This is a genomic window from Stenotrophomonas sp. 63632_Sma, assembly GCF_056482875.1.
In genome coordinates this window covers 1171808-1188941 of sequence record NZ_CM151220.1, presented here as the reverse complement: position 1 = coordinate 1188941, position 17134 = coordinate 1171808, and the positions used below count along the sequence as shown (strand labels likewise).

18 protein-coding genes are annotated in these 17134 nt (G+C 67.1%); 4 read left to right on the top strand and 14 right to left on the bottom strand.

Annotated features, from left to right (window positions below):
• The first annotated feature begins 14 nt into the window (after nucleotides 1-14).
• Nucleotides 15-962 (top strand): nucleoside hydrolase, encoded by a 948-nt coding sequence (locus ACZK45_RS05455; protein ID WP_004147861.1) that lies wholly within the window; start codon nucleotides 15-17, stop codon nucleotides 960-962.
• 4 nt (nucleotides 963-966) lie between these two features.
• Here ACZK45_RS05455 and ACZK45_RS05450 read toward each other — a convergent pair whose 3' ends face one another.
• From ACZK45_RS05450 to ACZK45_RS05415, 8 genes are all read right to left on the bottom strand, one after another.
• A complete protein-coding gene (locus tag ACZK45_RS05450; RefSeq protein WP_125893743.1) occupies nucleotides 967-2226 on the bottom strand; it encodes an MFS transporter in 1260 nt (419 codons plus the stop codon).
• An 81-nt stretch (nucleotides 2227-2307) separates the two neighbouring features.
• Complete coding sequence (locus tag ACZK45_RS05445) at nucleotides 2308-3318, bottom strand: hypothetical protein (protein ID WP_478445564.1); 1011 nt, start codon at nucleotides 3316-3318, stop codon at nucleotides 2308-2310.
• A 97-nt stretch (nucleotides 3319-3415) separates the two neighbouring features.
• A complete protein-coding gene (locus ACZK45_RS05440; protein ID WP_478445563.1) occupies nucleotides 3416-3838 on the bottom strand; it encodes a hypothetical protein in 423 nt (140 codons plus the stop codon).
• A 15-nt stretch (nucleotides 3839-3853) separates the two neighbouring features.
• Entirely contained in the window at nucleotides 3854-4990 is a 1137-nt protein-coding gene (locus tag ACZK45_RS05435; RefSeq protein ID WP_478445562.1) for a metallophosphoesterase, read from the bottom strand.
• Nucleotides 4991-5124: 134 nt separating this feature from the next.
• On the bottom strand, nucleotides 5125-6663 hold the full coding sequence (locus ACZK45_RS05430) for a TerC family protein (RefSeq protein WP_100437521.1): 1539 nt from the start codon (nucleotides 6661-6663) through the stop codon (nucleotides 5125-5127).
• A 43-nt stretch (nucleotides 6664-6706) separates the two neighbouring features.
• Nucleotides 6707-6931 (bottom strand): helix-turn-helix domain-containing protein, encoded by a 225-nt coding sequence (locus ACZK45_RS05425; protein ID WP_032127628.1) that lies wholly within the window; start codon nucleotides 6929-6931, stop codon nucleotides 6707-6709.
• Nucleotides 6931-7398, bottom strand: coding sequence for a DUF2975 domain-containing protein (locus tag ACZK45_RS05420; protein ID WP_478445869.1), 468 nt, complete (start codon nucleotides 7396-7398; stop codon nucleotides 6931-6933). The genes ACZK45_RS05425 and ACZK45_RS05420 overlap by 1 nt, the downstream gene beginning before the upstream one ends.
• Nucleotides 7399-7580: 182 nt before the next feature.
• Nucleotides 7581-8162 carry an NMCC_0638 family (lipo)protein gene (locus ACZK45_RS05415; RefSeq protein WP_032127629.1) on the bottom strand — a complete coding sequence of 194 codons (582 nt, stop codon included), beginning with the start codon at nucleotides 8160-8162 and terminating at the stop codon, nucleotides 7581-7583.
• A 129-nt stretch (nucleotides 8163-8291) separates the two neighbouring features.
• Between ACZK45_RS05415 and ACZK45_RS05410 the strand changes: the two genes are divergently transcribed.
• Nucleotides 8292-8603 carry a metalloregulator ArsR/SmtB family transcription factor gene (locus ACZK45_RS05410; RefSeq protein ID WP_478445561.1) on the top strand — a complete coding sequence of 104 codons (312 nt, stop codon included), beginning with the start codon at nucleotides 8292-8294 and terminating at the stop codon, nucleotides 8601-8603.
• A gap of 24 nt (nucleotides 8604-8627) precedes the next feature.
• A complete protein-coding gene (locus ACZK45_RS05405; protein ID WP_478445560.1) occupies nucleotides 8628-10022 on the top strand; it encodes a DUF2867 domain-containing protein in 1395 nt (464 codons plus the stop codon).
• Between the two features lie 36 nt (nucleotides 10023-10058).
• Here the strand turns inward: ACZK45_RS05405 and ACZK45_RS05400 are convergent, their stop codons facing one another.
• Nucleotides 10059-10982, bottom strand: a complete 924-nt coding sequence (locus ACZK45_RS05400; protein ID WP_478445559.1) for an alpha/beta hydrolase — start codon at nucleotides 10980-10982, stop codon at nucleotides 10059-10061.
• A gap of 173 nt (nucleotides 10983-11155) precedes the next feature.
• Between ACZK45_RS05400 and ACZK45_RS05395 the strand changes: the two genes are divergently transcribed.
• Nucleotides 11156-12130, top strand: a complete 975-nt coding sequence (locus ACZK45_RS05395) for a LysR family transcriptional regulator (protein ID WP_478445558.1) — start codon at nucleotides 11156-11158, stop codon at nucleotides 12128-12130.
• 3 nt (nucleotides 12131-12133) lie between these two features.
• Here the strand turns inward: ACZK45_RS05395 and ACZK45_RS05390 are convergent, their stop codons facing one another.
• From ACZK45_RS05390 to ACZK45_RS05370, 5 genes are all read right to left on the bottom strand, one after another.
• Nucleotides 12134-12634 carry a GNAT family N-acetyltransferase gene (locus ACZK45_RS05390; protein ID WP_478445557.1) on the bottom strand — a complete coding sequence of 167 codons (501 nt, stop codon included), beginning with the start codon at nucleotides 12632-12634 and terminating at the stop codon, nucleotides 12134-12136.
• A gap of 14 nt (nucleotides 12635-12648) precedes the next feature.
• Nucleotides 12649-13086 carry a hypothetical protein gene (locus ACZK45_RS05385; RefSeq protein WP_125893731.1) on the bottom strand — a complete coding sequence of 146 codons (438 nt, stop codon included), beginning with the start codon at nucleotides 13084-13086 and terminating at the stop codon, nucleotides 12649-12651.
• Between the two features lie 72 nt (nucleotides 13087-13158).
• Entirely contained in the window at nucleotides 13159-14901 is a 1743-nt protein-coding gene (locus ACZK45_RS05380) for a GGDEF domain-containing protein (RefSeq protein WP_032127635.1), read from the bottom strand.
• Between the two features lie 162 nt (nucleotides 14902-15063).
• Entirely contained in the window at nucleotides 15064-16089 is a 1026-nt protein-coding gene (locus ACZK45_RS05375; RefSeq protein ID WP_012510371.1) for an AI-2E family transporter, read from the bottom strand.
• A 135-nt stretch (nucleotides 16090-16224) separates the two neighbouring features.
• Complete coding sequence (locus tag ACZK45_RS05370) at nucleotides 16225-17073, bottom strand: isocitrate lyase/PEP mutase family protein (RefSeq protein ID WP_125893729.1); 849 nt, start codon at nucleotides 17071-17073, stop codon at nucleotides 16225-16227.
• Nucleotides 17074-17134: the final 61 nt, after the last annotated feature.

The window sequence follows — 17134 nt, the reverse complement described above, 5'->3', positions numbered from 1 at the left end:
AGAAGAACAACAACATGCTGAAAGTCATTTTCGATACCGACCCGGGCGTCGACGACGCCCTGGCCCTGCTGTACCTGCACAAGCACGCCCAGATCGACCTGATCGGCGTCACCACCACCTTCGGCAACGCCTCGGTGGAGTCGACCACCCACAACGCGCTGTACCTGAAGCAGGCCTGGGGCTTTGCCGCTCCGGTCGCGCGCGGTGCCGGCGGCCCGCTGCAGCCGGAAGCCACCCCGGAAGCCTGGCCGGTGCACATCCATGGCCACAACGGCCTGGGCAACCACCCGGTGCCGGCCAGCCTGGACGTGGCCGCCGATGCGCGCCCGGCCCATCAGCTGATCATCGACCTGGTCCGCGCCCATCCGGGCGAGGTGACCCTGGTCGCGGTCGGCCGCATGACCAACCTGGCCCTGGCCCTGCAGCAGGCCCCGGACATCGCCGGCCTGGTGCGCGGCGTGGTGATCATGGGTGGCGCTTTCCACGTCAACGGCAACATCACCCCGGCCGCCGAGGCCAACATCTGGGGCGATGCCGAAGCCGCCGACGTGGTGTTCACCGCCAGCTGGCCGGTTACTGCGATCGGTCTGGACGTGACCACCCGCGTGGAAATGGACCGTGACGGCCTGGACAAGCTGGCTGCCATCGGCGGTGCCGACGCCGAGCTGGTGCGTGCGCTGTCGCAGGATTATGTGGACTTCTACCTGCAGGCCGGCCACAAGGGCATGGTCGTGCACGACTGCTGCGCGTGCATCGCGCTGACCCGCCCGGAGCTGTTCCAGTTCGAGCGCGCCAGCGTGCGCGTGGCCACCGACGGTGTCGCCCGCGGCATGACCATTCCCAAGCCGGAAGGCCTGGCGTTCGGTCCCAGCGTGTGGGATGGCCACGTGGTGCAGTCGATTGCCATCGGCGTGGATGCGGCCGCGGTACTGGCCGACATCGAGCAGACCCTGAAGGTCTGACCCGCTAGCGCCTGGCCCTGCCCGGGACCGTCTCGGGCAGGGTCCACAGCACCGGCAGCACCAGCACCGCCACCAGCGCGATCATCGCGCCCGGCGCCGCTGCCCAGCCGCTGCGCTCCACCCACCATTGCGCCAGCCATGGCGTTGCCCCGCCGAAGAAGGCGGTGGCCATGGTCACCCCCAGTGCCAACCCGCTGACCCGGCCCTCGCCCGGGAACTGCTCGGCCGTAGCCGGGGCCGCGACCGCGCTCACGCCACCGGCCACGCAGGCCAGCAGCACCGCCGCCAGCGCGATGCCCAGCGCCGTCGCCTCCGCCATCCACGCGAACAGGGACAACGGCAGCAGCGCCGCCAGCAGAGTCAGACCCAGCAGCATCGGGCGTCGCCCGACGCGGTCGGACAATGCGCCGCACAGCGGCGTGATCGCAATGACCGCCACTGCCGCAATCGTCGACAGCCACAGTGCATCACCTTCGTCATGACCCTGCGCATGCAGGAATGCCGGCACATAGGTGATGCCGACGTAATAAGTGATCGATCCCAGCGCCGAGATCGCAAACGTGCGCGCTACTGCCAGCGGGTGGTTACGCAATACGTGGCGAAGCGGCGTAGCCGGAATACTGCCCTCGCGACGCTGGCGTTCGAACTCCGGCGATTCGTGCATGCCCGAGCGCGCAACCAGGATCACCAGTGCCAGCGCGGCACCGAAGAAGAACGGAATGCGCCAGCCCCAGCTGTCCAGCTGCGCCGTGGGCAGCAGCGCAACCGTAAGCGCCGAGATCGCCACCGCCAGCAGCGCGCCCACCTCGCTGGCCGCCGATGCCAGCGAGGTCACCAGGCCGCGTCGCCGTGCTGGTGCGCTTTCCAGCAGGTACGCCACCACGCCGGTGTACTCACCGCCCACCGAAAATGCCATCACGCAGCGCAGTACCAGCAGCAGCACGCCCGCCGTAGTGCCCGCCGTGGCCGCTGTCGGCAGCAGCGCGGTGGCCAGCATCGCCGCTGCCATCAAGGCCATCGATGCCAGCAGCATCCAACGCCGGCCCAGCCGGTCCCCCAGGTGGCCGAAGCACAGTGCGCCCAGCGGACGCATCAGGTAGGACACCGCGAAGCCGGCCAGGGTGACCAGCAGCGCCTGTTCGCCGCCGCCGAAGAACACCCGCGACAACACCGTCGCGAAGTACAGGTACAGGGTGAAGTCGTACCACTCCACCACCGTGGACAGGCCCGCCACCCACATCGAGCGCTGCCGCGCCACGGTCATTGCGTATTCGCCTTCAACAGCCTCGATCCCGGATGTACAGGTTCCGCGCAGCGTGGCATGGACGGGGTGAAATGCCGGTCATCAGCTATCCACTGCCTGCATGTACTGGGTTTCATGGCCGGTGAAACGCTCACCGTCAAAGCCGAAACAGAAGCGCCCTTCCTCGAACACGCGGTACACCAGCAACGTGCCATCGAGGCAGAACTGCTGCTGGTCCACGCCCGTTTCCAGTGTCCCGTATCCGGTTGCATCACCGCCCTTCCCCGCCGGCCCGGTGAAGGCATCGAACGGCAGTGGCGTCGCCCTGCCCGTGCGGGTATCGACCAGCATCAGCGTGCGCTGGAAGTACTCTGGACGATCATCGACCTGTACCAGCAGGTAGTGCTGGTTGAAATTGGGCTCCTGGTGCTGGAGCGCATCGTCGATGGCTGCGCGGTGCCGCGCATCGCAGAAGTCGACCGGGCTGTAGCGGTAGCTGCAACCGTCGTGGTCGTAGGGCAGGTTCATGCCCGAGTAGCTGACGCCTGCCTGGCTGCCCACGTCGTCTCCCGGTTCCGGCGTGCTGCACAGCAGCCACGAACGCTGCGCATCCTCGGGGTCGGCCAGCAGCTTCGGCTCTCGGCCCTCCTCGTAAGCCGCACCACCCGGGAAGTCCTGGCCGAAACGCTGGCGGACGATGGGACGTGCCTTCTCCAGCGGCAGGCCGATCTTCACGCCACGGAACGAGACGAAGGTCATCGTCGGCAGGATCACCTCCTCCACCGGCAGCCCCTTCCACTGCCCCTGCACGCAGAACGTGGCGATCTCGCTCTCTTCGTCCACCTTGCAGGGTTTCGGCGCATTCGCGGCCAGCCAGGGATGTGCCGGGCGATAGGTCTGAACGTCGATGTACCAGCCGTCCAGCGCACAGCTCGGCAGGGCATCGAGCAGCGGAGAGAGGTCTTCTGCCATGGCCGGGGCGGCAAGCGGTGTGCCCGCTGCGGGTGCCCCGGTCGGCGCATCCGTTGTGCGCTGGCATGCCGCCAGCGCGAGCAGACCAACCAGCAGCGCGACGTGGCGCGGACGCCGGATTGAATGATGCGCTCCCTGCATTGCGTGTTTCCTGGTTTCAGAACCCAGTGCAGATGATCGCCGATCCGGGGCCGGCTGGGACGCTGGGTGCTGCGCGACCTCCACGCATGGCGTGGAGCTACCCGGTGTGCTGGCTTCCCGCCCGGTAGGCAGCGTAGGCATCGAGGTTCTTCTGCATCCGGGCCTGCTGCTTCGCGCCCATCGGCACCCGCTGCACGCGCTTCAGCAGCGTCTTCCACATGTATCCGGAACGGAAGAAGTACGGGCGCACCTCAAGGAAGGTCAGCACGACATCCACCGTATCTGGATCGCGTTCGGCAAGTTGCTTCAGCGCATTGGCGTAGCCACCCGGGAACGCAAGCTGTTCATACCGCTGGCGGTATTCCGCGCAGGCTGCCGCGTGCTGCTGCATTTGTTCCGGGCCACGCCAGCGCGCGCCAGCGGCTTCGCGGATGGCTTGGCGCAGCCGATTGATCTCGTCCGCATTGGCGCGGATCAGACGTTCCATGGGTGCGCGGGGATGGGCAATGGTTCCTTCCATGTGGTTTGTCAGGGGTCACGGGGCGCGGCGCAGGGTGATCAGGGTGATCTCCGAAGGAACGCCGATGCGTGCCGGGAAACCGGCCCACAGGCCAGCACCATTGCTCACGTACAGTGTCATGCCATCCACCTCGTAGCGACCGGACACATAATCGCCATTGGCGCGCTTCACCAGCTGGTCCATGCCGATGATCTGGCCGCCATGTGTATGCCCGGACAGCTGCAGCTTCACCCCGCGTGCGGCAGCCTCGCGCGCATTGCGCGGGCGATGGTCGAGCAGGATCACCGGCGCGCCCGGATCAGCACCGGCAAGCGCGGCCTCCAGATCCGGCAGAGGCAGGCCATAGCGCGCCGCCACCGGGTCGGTGACGCCGGCAATTGTCAGCGCCGCATCGCCCCGTCGTACCTGCAGGTGGCTGTTCTCCAGCACCTGCATGTGCAGCGCGCGAAACGCCTGCATCCACTCCTGGTACTGCGCGTAGTACTCGTGGTTGCCGGTGATGGCGATGACACCATCCGGTGCATGCAGATCGGCCAGTGGCCGCGCGTCGTCGCGGCGGGCCTCGACGCTGCCATCGATCAGATCGCCGGTAATCACGATCAGGTCCGGCTTCAGTGCGTTGCTCTCCTCCACCACCCTGCGCACCCAGTCGCCGGTCAGCAGGCGGCTGGCATGGATGTCGGTCAGCTGCAGCACGCGATAGCCGTCGAACCCGGCCGGCAACCCGGCGATGCTCACCTCGATCTGCCTGGGCTTGGGCACCGCCATTCCCTGGCTGACGCCATAGGCGCTGACCAGCAGCGCCAGTACACCCGCCGCCGGGCGCAGCTTCGGCGCGCGCAACGTCGATACAGCACGTGGCCTGCGCAGGATGCGCGACACCAGCAGGCCCGCGTCCAGCACCAGCAGGACCAGCGCCAGCAGCAGTACGGCAGTCGAACCCGTGGCCAACGAGGCGATGGCCAGCTTCGGGATTTCCGGCGAGGCCATCGTGCCCCAGAACATGGCGACGATGCGCAGCTGCACGGCAACGCTCACCAGCAGCAGCGACAGCACGACCTTCATCCAGAGGGGCATGCGCAGTGGCCAGAACAGGCGCCAGGCCACGTACAGGCCCATCAACAAACCGATCGTACTCAGCACTGCAACCATCCGGGAAGGAAAACGGGCCCGACATGGTGACGGTTGCCGGCAGTGTTGTGTAGAGCCGGGCCCGTACCCGGCTGCTCAGGAAGCAGTCGAGCATGGCTCGACTCTACAGAGGGCCAGTCGAGCATGGCTCGACTCTACGAAAGCCCGATGCGTTCCACCCGCAGGCGGGCGATGCGACGCTTCTCCATTGCCAGTACGGTGATGCGTACATCCGCAATCTCCACCGTGTCACCGATGTCCGGCAGGCGCCCCAGACGCTCCAGCACCAGACCGGAGATGGTCATGTAGTCGGCACTGCGTGGCAGCGAGACGCCGGCCAGGCGCTGCAGGTCGTCCAGGGTCAGTGCACCGTCGGCCTCCCACTGGTTCTCGCCCTGCGCCTCCACGCCATAGCGCTCGTCCTGGGTGTCGACCAGGTCACCGGCAATGGCCGCCAGCAGATCGTTGGCGGTCACCAGGCCTTCCACACTGCCGTACTCGTCCACCGCCACCGCCAACGGCACCGGGTGCTGGCGGATCAGTTCCAGCGCCTGCAGTGCGCTGGCGCTGGACAGCACGTACTGCGGCTCGCGCAGGTTGCCTTCCAGCTGCAGCGGCCTGCCCTGCAGCAGGTCGGCCAGAAGGTCGCGGCTCTGCACCACGCCGCGCAGGCTGTCCAGGTCGCCATCACCCACCAGCAGGCGGGTGTGCGGCGATGCCACCAGGCGTGCCACCACATCCTCCTGCCCACGTGCCAGGTCGATCCACTGCACGTCGGCACGCACGGTCATCACGCTCGACACCGGGCGATCAGCCAGGCCCAGCACGCTGCGGATCATCTCGTGCTCGGCCGGTTGCAACCGCTCTTCGGCATCGACGTGTTCGTCAGCGCTTTCGTCGTCGTGCCCATTGGCCGGGCGCGCGCCCAGCATGCGCAGCACGGCGTCGGCGGTACGCTGGCGGAAGGGCTGGCGGCGCTCGTTGCGCTCACGATTGAAGCGCACCCACTGGTTGAAGGCTTCAACCAGGATCGAGAAGGCGATCGCCGCGTACAGATAACCCTTCGGAATCTTGTAGCCCAGGCCTTCGGCCACCAGGCTGAAACCGATCATCAACAGGAAGCCCAGGCACAGCACGACCACCGTAGGATGCTTGTTGACGAAACGGGTCAGCGGCTTGCTGGCCACCAGCATCAGCACCATCGCGATGGTCACCGCGGCATACATCACGCCCAGGTTGTCGACCATGCCGACCGCAGTGATCACCGAGTCCAGCGAGAACACCGCGTCGAGCACCACGATCTGAGCCACCACCATCGCGAAGCTGGCGTAGACCTTCTTGCCATCCTCGTGATGCTCGCGGCCCTCCAGCCGCTCGTGCAGTTCCATCGTGCCCTTGAACAGCAGGAACAGACCACCGCCCAGCAGGATCAGGTCACGCCCGGAGAAGCTGTGGTCGAACAGCGTGAGCAGCGGTTCGGTCAACTTCATGATCCATGCCAGCGCGGCCAGCAGCACCAGCCGCATCAGCAGGGCCAGCGCCAGGCCGATCACCCGCGCGCGGTCACGCTGGTGCGGCGGCAGTTTGTCGGCCAGGATCGCGATGAACACCAGATTGTCGATGCCGAGAACGATCTCCAGCACGACCAGGGTTGCAAGGCCCATCCATATCGAGGGGTCAGCCAACCATTCCATTTCAGGTCCGTTTCGTCAGTAGGTAAGGGAAAAGGGGAAACACTCAGTCAGCCTCCTGCGCCTGCGCCGGGTCATGCCCGAGCAGGTCACCGGGCGTGCACTGCAGCTCACGGCAGATCGCATCAAGTGTGGAAAAGCGGATGGCGCGCGCCTTGCCGGTTTTGAGGATCGACAGGTTGGCCAGGGTGATGTCGATGCGCCCGGCCAGCTCGGACAGGGTCATGCCCCGTTCCTGCAGCATGCGGTCCAGGGTGATGACAATCGCCATCAGATGACACCGTCGAGGTCATCGCGCATTGCCGCACCCACGACAAACACGCGTGCCAGCACGAACAGCATCAGCACCGCGACCAGGCCGGTGATCGACATGCCGCCGCCCACCTCCATCCAGGTGAAGTCCGGGCCCATCCAGGCGGCGTAGGCGCCGATCAGGATCGACAGCACCTCCATCGACAGCATCAGCCAGGCCATGCGCTGCAGGCGCTGTGCATTGGCGTGGGTGAACGGCCGCTCGCGCGCCGCCGACTTCAACAGCCGCAGCAGGTGGCGCAGGAACATCAGGCACAGCACCAGCAGCGCGACGATCGCGCCCAGGCCCAGGCAGAAATGCAGGAACAGGTCGCTGCCATGCACGGCAGCGGCATCAGCGTCGTGGATGCTGTCGAGCAGCCAGCTGCGGTCGTGGGCGACCAGCGGCACGGCCAGCAGTGCGGCCAGGATGCCCAGCCAGCACATCGCCCGCACCGCCTGTACGGCGGCCTGGGCCAGGGTGAACAAGCCTCGCGCGGGTCTGGCGCGGGCGGGACGAGCGGTCAAGCGGCCTCCGGCATTGGGGTGGCCTCGCCGCCCCGGGTGAATTTATCGATAAACGATATACCACTTGCCGCGTGAAAGGCTGAATCGCGAGCGTGGGCCCTTCAGGGCCCAGGCGCGCCCTGCGCCAGCATCGCTTCGCCCGGGGCCGCCGAGGCCATCGCCTGCACGCCGGCTTCGGCCGCCTGCCGTGTGACCAGGCGGAATCGCACCTGCAGCTTGCCCTGCCCCGGCGTGGCCCAGCCGTACTGGATGGCCACCTGATCGGCCGACAGCGGCCCACGCCCTGGCAGCGACCGCACCTGCAACGGCTTCGGTGCGGCCTGCACCAACCGGGCGAATCCCTTCTGCACGACCGCCGCGTCGGCCTTTTCGGCGTAGACAGTACACGTGCCATCGTCAGCCCAGCTCACCGCATAGCGGCCACTGGCCAGAGGCACCATCCAGGCCACGCCCGATTGCCCCTGCAACAGCGTCGCGGCTTCGGCGGGCTGCAACGGCGACAGCCCATTGGATTCCATCAGCGACTGCAACCGCGCCGGGGCACCGATGTGCTGCATGCAGGCGGTGTCGAACAGCTCGCTGAAGGGATCCTGTGCAGGGGCCTTGGCCTTTGCAGTACGCGCAGGTTGCGCCACCGCCAGGGTGGGCAGCAGGGCCAAAGCCAGCCAGAACGCAGGACGCATCGGGATTCCACGCTACGGAAAACAGCAGGGAGGATGACAAAGCCCGGGCGCCACGCGCAACGGGTCATGGCTTGACAGCCGTCGCTGGCGGGAGGAGTATCAGTTTACGAATTAGTTAATTAGCTTGCCATGGACCGTATCTTCGAAGCACTCGCCTCCACCGCCCGCCGCCAGATCCTGGCCTATCTCAGCGCCGGTGAGCTGAGCGCGGGCGAACTGGCCGAACGCTTCGACTTCAGCAAGCCGGCGCTGTCCAGCCACCTGCGCATCCTCGAGGAAGCCGGCCTGATCGAACGCGAGAAGCGCGGCCAGTTCGTCTACTTCCGGCAGGTGCCCGACCGCTTGGCCAACACGCTGTTTTCTTGGGCCGCCGAAGTCTGCCCGGTCGGCGGCCCGCTGAAGCGCGAAGCACGCGCGCGCCGCAAGCCCCCTGCCCGCTGAACTGCCCCGCCAAGGAGCATGACCATGCCTGGTTCGACCCGCGACCGCCGTTCGTTCCCAGGGGTACAGCTTCCGGGGCAGGAGGGCGGAAGCCCGACCGAAGTCACCTTGATCGCGCAGCTCGGCATCGGTGCCGGTGATGCGCTGGTGACCGACGCCAGCCAGCGCCAGCACCACCACCCGGCCTTCATCGATGCGCTGGACGAGCCTTCGGCGCGACTGGGCGGCATGCATCTGCAGCAGGGCGACGCCTCCTCGCTGTACAGCTTCACCGTCGGTGCCGGTGGTCACCCGTTTCATCGCCATGCAGGCCCGCGCACGTTCACCGCCATCGCCGGAAGCGCGGGCGCCGAGCTGCGCTTCGCCACCGCCTCCGACGCGCAGCTGGCGCGCGATCCCGCTGCCTTCGCACGCACGCTGCGGCGTATCCGCATTCCACCGGACTGCCTGTTCACCGTGCGCTTCGGCGGCGGCACGTGGCACCAGTTCGCATCGAACCACCGCAACCATCCGGCGCTGTTCGCGCTGTCGTGCCACAGCAATGAACTGGCCGGTGCGTTGAGCGAGCACACCCGTGCACAGGTTCAACGCAATGCGGCCGATATCCCCAGCCTGACCGAGGTACTGCCCGATGCCCACTGGCCATCGGCCACTGCACTCTCGGCAGCGCCACTGCTGCGGCTGTCGCTGCAGGCCGCACCCCCCAGCCTGAGTGCCCGGCTGTGTGCGCGTACCCGTGCCCTGCTCGGTCCGCTGCGCCGGATTCCACTGCGGCCGCTGCGCGGGTTCGTCGAACGCGCCACACCGGCCTACCCGGTCCAGTCGCAGGCGCCACACAGCGACGGCCTGCTGGCCACTGCGCTGCCGCTCAGCCACTACCAGGACCTGACTACGCTGCAGCTGGACAGCACACAGCTGCGGCAGCGTTCCGCGTCGGCACTGCTGGCCGACGTACTGGAAGGCTTCCTGCGCAATCCCCCCGGCGGTGTGGGCCGGTTGATGGCGCTGCGTAACCGCCTGGTTGCGCCACTGAGACTGCGCACCTCACCGCTCGGCTGCCCGGTATCGTCACTGCTGTCGACCGACCGCAGCCGGTTGTTCGCCGGTCGCTATCCAGTGTTGGATTCGCACGTCGATGCAGAAGATGACTGTGCCGAAGTGCTGCTCGGCGCCGACGATCGCCATCTGCGTTTCCGCAGCAGCGTGCGCGTGCAGCGGCATGGCGATGGCCGCATCGAGATCAGCCTCGGTTCGCGCGTGCAGACCCACAATGCGTTCGGTCGCATCTACATGGCGCTGATCGACAGCACGCACCGCCACTACGTCGCACCGGCACTGCTGCGGCGTGCGGTCGAACATGCGCTGGCGCCGGAACTGGCCGATCTCGATGACTGGGCGGAGTACTCCGCGTACAGATGATGCCGGCCCGTGGCCGGCACCACCTGCCACATCAGCTCACAGGTGCTGCTTGAAGAAGGGAACGACCGCTGACAGGGCCTCGCGCACCGGCTCCGGCTTGTCATACAGGTCGTAATGCGACCAGCCTTCCACCACCTTCAACTGCTTGTGCTTCGACGCCGCACGGCCATGGATCTCCAGGCCATCGCGGTAGGCACCAAAGCCACCCGGCTTGTCACCGATCACCACCAGCAACGGTTGGGTCAGCAGGACTTCGGCCAGGTGGAAGGCATCCCACCCCACCGCTGCACCGCGATGCGAGAACAGCGCACTGACCACGCCGTTGGGCTGCGGCTCGCGCGTGCGGTAATAGTCCGTGGCCTCCAGCACATCGATATCCGTGATGCCGGCGGCGCGCCCCTGTTCCACCGAAGGCGGCAGGAACAGGTCCACACGGGCCTCGCCGCCGCGCATCTCGGCGGTGCGCTGGGCAGCGATGGCCTCCAGCGTGCCGATCGGATCGAATCCGCCAAAGCCCTCACGACTGAGCCGGCCAAAGTTGACACCGGTGATGCTGGTGACCACCTTGATGCGGCGCTCGGTCATGGTGGCGTTGATCGCGTAGCCACCACCGCCACAGATGCCTAGTACGCCGATGCGTTCGGCATCCACGTACGGCAGGGTGACCAGATGGTCGACCACGCGGCGTACATCCTCCACGCGCTGGGTCGGGTCTTCGACCCGACGCGGCTCGCCACCGCTGGCGCCCTGGAAGCTGGCGTCATAGGCGATCACCACGTAGCCCTCGCGAGCCAGGGCCTCACCGTAGATGTTGCCGGCGGTCTGCTCCTTGCAGCTGCCGATCGGATGCATGCTGATGATCGCGGGATAGACCCGGTTGCGGTCGAAGTCCGGCGGGAAATGCAGGTCGGCGGCGATCGGCCAGGCCATGTCCGGATTCTGGATGTTGATGGTTTCCATGCTGCGGCTCCTCGATAGCGGCGGGAGGCGACGGGTGTCGCCGTTGCAAGCACGATAGACCTGGGATTGGGGCCGAAAAAGCGGCCAATCACAACCAAAGTAGTAAGCTGCAATTACCAAATAGCGACAACCTGTGCCGCCATCTTCTCCCGCCGTCCTGCCGACCGAGCCCCATGAGCGCCCCCAGCCCGATCAACCCGGCCCTGCTGCCCCAGCTGGCCTGGTTTGCCCACATCGCCCACCACCGCAGCTTCACCAAAGCGGCCGTTGAGATGGGGGTCTCGCGCCCGGCGTTGTCGCAGAGCCTGAAGACCCTGGAGAAACAGCTGGGGGTACGCCTGCTGCACCGGACCACCCGTGACATGTCGCTCACCGAGGAAGGCCAGCGCCTGTTCGACGCACTGCGGCCATCGCTGAGCACCATCGAAACCGCAGTACGCGACCTGCGCGCCAGCCATGACGCTCCGTCCGGCCTGCTGCGCATCAACACCGCGCGCCTGACTGCCAAGACGCTGATCGAACCGCATCTACCGGAGTTCTTCGCGCGCTACCCCGAGCTGCGCATAGAGCTGGTGATGGACGACGGCCTGTCCAGCATCGTTGCCGACGGCTGTGACGCCGGCATCCGCCTTGGCGAGCGGTTGGCCGAAGGCATGATCGCCGTGCCGGTCACGCCGATGCTGGAAATGGTGGTGGTCGCCTCGCCGGCCTACCTGGCCCGCCATGGCACGCCCACCACGCCCGCCGAACTGGCCGCCCACGAGTGCCTGGGCTACCGGCAGACCGGCAGCGGCGGGGTCTATGCCTGGGAATTCAGCACGCCGGGCCAGCCCGGTCATGACTTTGAAGTGGAACCGCGCGGACGCTATGTCACCAACGACGATGAGGGCATGATCCGCGCCGCGCTGCAGGGATTGGGCGTGATGCAGCATATCGATCTGTCACTGCAGCCGATGCTGGCCGATGGGCGCCTGGTCCGCCTGATGCCGGCGTGGTCGGCACCGTTCCCCGGCTTCTACCTGTATGTGCCTTCGCGCGAGCAGATGCCACCTCGCGTGCGTGCACTGATGGAGTTCCTGATCGAGAAGCGCGAAGGCGTCGCCAAGGCGCTCGGCCGCACGGTACAGGCCCCCGCCACCCGCGGCTAGGCCTCAACGCGGGTAGCGGTACACCAGATCATCCGCATCGCTGCGCACGGCCTGCACATCGAGCACGCCGCCCAGCCGCTGCGCAACGGCCTGTGATGCCATATTGTCCGGCGCCATGTAGCTGACCAGGGTCGGCAGCTGCGCCACCACGAAGGCCCAGTCGCGCAGCGCGCCGGCCGCCTCGGTGGCGAACCCCTGCCCCTCATGGCCGTCGTACAGCAGCCAGCCCAGTTCCTTTTCCGGGAACAACGGACCGTGGTTGATACCGACCTGGCCGATGCAGGCACCACTGTCGCCGCGCTCGATCATCAGCGCACCGTGGCCGAACAGCTGCCAGCTGGCCAGGTCGTGGCAGAACTGCCCCCACGCGGCGACCTCACCAAACGGACCGCCCATGCCGCACGCACGCGGCGACGCCAGGAATGCGGCGTAGACCTCGAAGTCATCGAGCCGTTGCGGGCGAAGCCGCAAGCGTTCGGTGTAAAGCGTGGGAATCTCGAGCATACCGTCGCGCGACCTCAATACACCGCCAGGTGGCCACAACCGCGGCGCTGCGGCTGCCCTTCCATCGTCACCTGCACGCTGGCCAGGGTGTCCACACCTTCGGCAGTGCGGCACGACTCACGCTTGATCTCGACGATGGCGGGCTGCTGGCCAAGCTCGCCGTTGAGCACGATCAGCGAGCTCGGTGCATCGGCTGGCTGCCCCGGATAGCGCAGCGTGCCCTTGAGGGTACGGCCGTCAGCGCTGAGGCTGGCATCGTGGTTGCCCTGGCCGGTGGAGGCGATCTCAATGCTCCAACCCGCACCGCCGCCGGTGAAAGCCGGCACCGGGCTCAGGTCGGCGGCAACCGAGGGGTGGCGTGGCGCATCCGCAGCGGTCTGCGACGAAGTGGAGGTACAGCCGGCCAGCATCCCGGCCAGCAGCGCTGCAGCAACGACGGGGCGAACGGTCATGATGCGCTCCTGCCAAATGGTCGAAGGTCCAGTCTAGGCAGCCATGCGTGCGCCAGCGATGAACATGATGTTTCAGCGTGGAATGCGCCCACCACCGGCGACCCGCACGCGGTCGCGGCCCTGCGCCTTGGCCTGGTACATGGCCGCATCGGCGGCACGCAGCAGGGTCCGCCAGCCCAAGGCGTCGGTAGCACCGCGGGCCACGCCGAAGCTGGCGGTCACCCGCAGCACGGTACCGCCGGCCACCACGATGTCCAGCTGCTGCAGCGCAAGCCGCAGCGATTCGGCCAGCTGTCGGCCAGCGGCCAGGTCACCGTCGGCCAGCAGCACCAGGAACTCCTCGCCACCATAGCGGGAAATGCTGTCGCTGCGGCGAAGATGGCGCTGCAGCAGTTGTGCCACCTGTACCAGCACTTCATCACCCGCATCGTGGCCATGACCATCATTGATCGATTTGAAGCGATCAACGTCCAGCAGGATCACCACTGCGCTCATCCGCCCCTCGTCGTGGCGCTGCTGCACCAGTTCCTCCAGCGCGCGACGGTTCAGCAGTCCGGTCAATTCATCGGTGCCGGCCAGCTGGCGCAGCTCGCTGGTCAGCGCCGAGCGTTCGCGCGACTTCTCGCGCAGCACTTCAATCGCATCGAACAGGCGCTGCATCTCGGCCAGCGGATGGGTGACATGCTGCTCGGGCCCCGGCGCTTCGGAGGCAATCTGGATCACCTGCCGTTGTGCCTGCAGCAGAGGCCGCAGGATCTGCAGATGCGCGATACGCAGCGCCACACCCAGTACCACCAGGGTTCCCAGCGCGGTGGCCAGAAGTACCGCCAGCCGCGTGGCCTCCCGGTTGCGGGTGTGCTCGAACCTGGCGATGGACACACTCAGGTAACCGTCACGCAGCGCCTCAAGCGACTGCAGGGTCGGCACGTAGCGCGTGGTGAACTCGGCAGCGGTCCACGGCGGCGGCAGGCCACGCCGTCCGTCGTCGATCAGCTGTTCGATCATCGGCAGTGACTCGCCGAAGAACTGCCGGCGCGCCATATCCCAATGCCAGGACAGCGTCGGATCACTGCGGAACACCGATTCGTGGCTGCCGGCCAGCCGCCACAGTTCCAGCAGGCGGCCCTCGGTCTGCAGCGCCGCGCGCACCTGTTCGTTGCGCCAGGCACCGGGTACCGCCACCGGCGCCATCACGTTGGAGGCCAGACGCCCGCCGTGCTCGCGCAGGTCGATCAGCACCTGCCCCTGCATGGCTGGAATCGCCGCTTCGCGGTCGGCCCTGACCAGTACGTTGATCTGTGCCGAGGTCAGCAGGTGCAGGCGGTCGACCACGGCAAACATGCCGCTGATCGCGCGCTCCACGTCTTCGACGCGTCGTGCGTCGCGCGGCTGCGCTGCCACCCGGTCCACGCCCGCGCGCGCCGACTGCAGGCGACGTTGCGCGTCTGCCAGCATCCCATGCTCATCCACCACGCCCGGATCAGCCGTGAACACGGCATCCAGCTGCTGCAGCGCGGTGTCCACACGCCTGCGCACCACCGCCAGCTGCAGCGTAAGCCGCGCATGCTCGCTGGCATCGGCCGGGTCGGCACCGAGCAGGCTGTTGGCCGGGCCGCGTTCGGCCGAGACCAGGTTGGCCAGGTCGAAGGTCTGGCGCAGCTGGCGCAGGCTGACCAGGTTGTCCTCGGCAGCGCTGTAGCGCAGCGTGCCCTGGACCAGCGCGATGGCCATCAACGGCAGCGTACAGACCACGAACGACCCCGCCAGGATCCAGACCCAGGTCCGCAGTCCGATGGGCGATGCCTTGCCGGCCATGCAAATTTCCCCTGAAGTGCGGATCACTGTAGCCGCCGGTCCCGGCAGCGCCAAGCCAGTGCCGCGCGAACCGTGACCATGGGTATACCGCAGCCACCGCGAACGCGCCGGCAAGGTCTCACCCCGCGCCGGGCTGGGGCGAATGCGTCACACCCTGCCGTACTAGATCCAGCGCTGGTCGACCAGTTCGCGCTTCACGTAGGCGTAGAACACCGGCGCCGCCACCAGGCCGGGCAGGCCGAACGCCGCTTCCATCACCAGCATCGCCAACAGCAGCTCCCAGGCGCGGGCCTGGATTTCGCCGCCAACGATGCGCGCATTGAGGAAGTACTCCAGCTTGTGGATCACGATCAGGTACAGCAGCGCCGCCACGGCCACGTAGAACGAGACCGACAGCGCGACGATGGTGATGATGGTGTTGGAAATGATGTTGCCCACCACCGGCAGCAGGCCGGCGATGAAGGTGATCAGTACCAGGGTCTTGGACAGTGGCAGGTGCACGCCGAACAACGGCAGCACGCCCAGCAGGAAGATGGCGGTGAACACGGTGTTGAGCAGCGAGATCTTCACCTGCGCGAACACCACCTGGCGGAACGCAGTGGCCAGGCGGCTGGTGCGGCCGATCAGCTCCTGCGCCAGCGGGCCCATCTTCGGCAGCGGCAGTTCGTCATACAGCGCGATCATCGCGCCCAGCACCATACCGATCAGTACGCGTACGCCCACCTGCACCACCGAGGTACCGGCCACGCCCAGCTGGCGCTGATGCTCGGCGGCCCAGTCGTTCAGTGCCGTGCGCAGCGCCGGCATGTCCTCGGGGATGTACGGCTGCAGCAGCGCCGGCACCTGGTGCCGCGACGAATTGAGGATCTCCATCAGCCGCGCCAGCAATGCGTCCGGTCCACCGGTCTCGTTGCGGAAAAATGACGCCACGCCGATCCCGGCCAGCACCAGCGCGCTGATGATCACCGCTGACAGCACGATCACCGCGATCGCCCGCGCCCGGCCTGGCGGCAGCTTGCCCTCCACGGTGGAGGCCAGCAGGTGGGTCAGCTGGAACACCAGCAGGCCCGACAGCAGGGTCACCACCAGGCCCAGCTTCAACGCCAGCCACATGCCCAGCAGCATCATCAGCCAGGCCGCGATCCTCGGGACGGGGGGCTTGGGCTGGGCAACGAGGGCGTCTTGCATGGGCGGCACGTCCGGGCAGGGTGGCCCATGGTAGAGGATTGGCGGCGATGATTCCGGGTGCAGGATGAACAGGCAACACACGCGGATTCCGCCGCCCCTTCTCCGTCCATCGGCACGTCCGCAATCACGCCCGGATCACACCCGGTCCAGTGCCAGATACCGCGCCGTGCGCACGATCGTCTCACGCTCGCCGAAGCTGGCCAGCTCGCCGGCAACACGCCCGCTGTCGCCAGTCGCTGCGATCTCCTGCAGGGTGCGCTGCATGGCCCGGATCGCAGCGCGCTGCAGGTCCGAGGGAATGATCACCAGCCGGTAATCGAGTTCGGCCAGCCGCGCCACCGGCACCAGCGGCGTCTTGCCGCTGTGGAACATGTTGATCAGCTTCGGCCCGGGAACCTGCTGCGAAATCACCTCGATCTGCTCCAGCGTTTCCGGTGCCTCGACGAAGATCATGTCCGCGCCCGCGTCCACATAGGCCTGCGCCCGTTCGATCGCCGCATCCAGGCCTTCGCAGGCGATGGCGTCGGTACGCGCGATGATCATCAGCTCCGGGTCGATCCGCGACTGGCAGGCGACACGGATCTTCGTGCACATCTCGCCCGCGTCGACCAGCGTCTTGTCATCCAGGTGTCCGCAGCGCTTGGGGAAGGCCTGGTCCTCGATATGCAGGGCGGCAACCCCTGCCCTTTCGAACGCGCGCACCGTGCGTTCAACATTCGCGGTGCCGCCGAAGCCGGTGTCAGCGTCGGCGATCACCGGCAGATCGCAGGCATCGACGATCCGTTCAACCTGCGCAAGCACTTCGCTGAGGCCGAGCAGGCCGATGTCCGGCACGCCGGCCGAACGCGCGATGGCGCCGCCGCTGGCATAGACCGCATCGAAGCCGGCCAGCTCCACCAGGCGTGCCGACAATCCATCGAATGCACCTGGCGCAATCACGCTGCCCTGGCGGAGCAGATCGCGCAGCCGACGTGTCTTTTTCATGGGGTCTCCCTTGTCGTTGGACATCTGCCGTGGGATACCGATGATGTTGCCGCCAGCGGCG

Excerpts from the sequence above, each read along its gene's own strand:
- ACZK45_RS05455 (WP_004147861.1), top strand. The coding sequence starts at position 15 with ATGCTGAAAGTCATTTTCGATACCGACCCGGGCGTCGACGACGCCCTG.
- ACZK45_RS05450 (WP_125893743.1), bottom strand. The coding sequence starts at position 2,226 with ATGACCGTGGCGCGGCAGCGCTCGATGTGGGTGGCGGGCCTGTCCACG.
- ACZK45_RS05445 (WP_478445564.1), bottom strand. The coding sequence starts at position 3,318 with ATGCAGGGAGCGCATCATTCAATCCGGCGTCCGCGCCACGTCGCGCTG.
- ACZK45_RS05440 (WP_478445563.1), bottom strand. The coding sequence starts at position 3,838 with ATGGAAGGAACCATTGCCCATCCCCGCGCACCCATGGAACGTCTGATC.
- ACZK45_RS05435 (WP_478445562.1), bottom strand. The coding sequence starts at position 4,990 with ATGGTTGCAGTGCTGAGTACGATCGGTTTGTTGATGGGCCTGTACGTG.
- ACZK45_RS05430 (WP_100437521.1), bottom strand. The coding sequence starts at position 6,663 with ATGGAATGGTTGGCTGACCCCTCGATATGGATGGGCCTTGCAACCCTG.
- ACZK45_RS05425 (WP_032127628.1), bottom strand. The coding sequence starts at position 6,931 with ATGGCGATTGTCATCACCCTGGACCGCATGCTGCAGGAACGGGGCATG.
- ACZK45_RS05420 (WP_478445869.1), bottom strand. The coding sequence starts at position 7,398 with ATGTGCTGGCTGGGCATCCTGGCCGCACTGCTGGCCGTGCCGCTGGTC.
- ACZK45_RS05415 (WP_032127629.1), bottom strand. The coding sequence starts at position 8,162 with ATGCGTCCTGCGTTCTGGCTGGCTTTGGCCCTGCTGCCCACCCTGGCG.
- ACZK45_RS05410 (WP_478445561.1), top strand. The coding sequence starts at position 8,292 with ATGGACCGTATCTTCGAAGCACTCGCCTCCACCGCCCGCCGCCAGATC.
- ACZK45_RS05405 (WP_478445560.1), top strand. The coding sequence starts at position 8,628 with ATGCCTGGTTCGACCCGCGACCGCCGTTCGTTCCCAGGGGTACAGCTT.
- ACZK45_RS05400 (WP_478445559.1), bottom strand. The coding sequence starts at position 10,982 with ATGGAAACCATCAACATCCAGAATCCGGACATGGCCTGGCCGATCGCC.
- ACZK45_RS05395 (WP_478445558.1), top strand. The coding sequence starts at position 11,156 with ATGAGCGCCCCCAGCCCGATCAACCCGGCCCTGCTGCCCCAGCTGGCC.
- ACZK45_RS05390 (WP_478445557.1), bottom strand. The coding sequence starts at position 12,634 with ATGCTCGAGATTCCCACGCTTTACACCGAACGCTTGCGGCTTCGCCCG.
- ACZK45_RS05385 (WP_125893731.1), bottom strand. The coding sequence starts at position 13,086 with ATGACCGTTCGCCCCGTCGTTGCTGCAGCGCTGCTGGCCGGGATGCTG.
- ACZK45_RS05380 (WP_032127635.1), bottom strand. The coding sequence starts at position 14,901 with ATGGCCGGCAAGGCATCGCCCATCGGACTGCGGACCTGGGTCTGGATC.
- ACZK45_RS05375 (WP_012510371.1), bottom strand. The coding sequence starts at position 16,089 with ATGCAAGACGCCCTCGTTGCCCAGCCCAAGCCCCCCGTCCCGAGGATC.
- ACZK45_RS05370 (WP_125893729.1), bottom strand. The coding sequence starts at position 17,073 with ATGAAAAAGACACGTCGGCTGCGCGATCTGCTCCGCCAGGGCAGCGTG.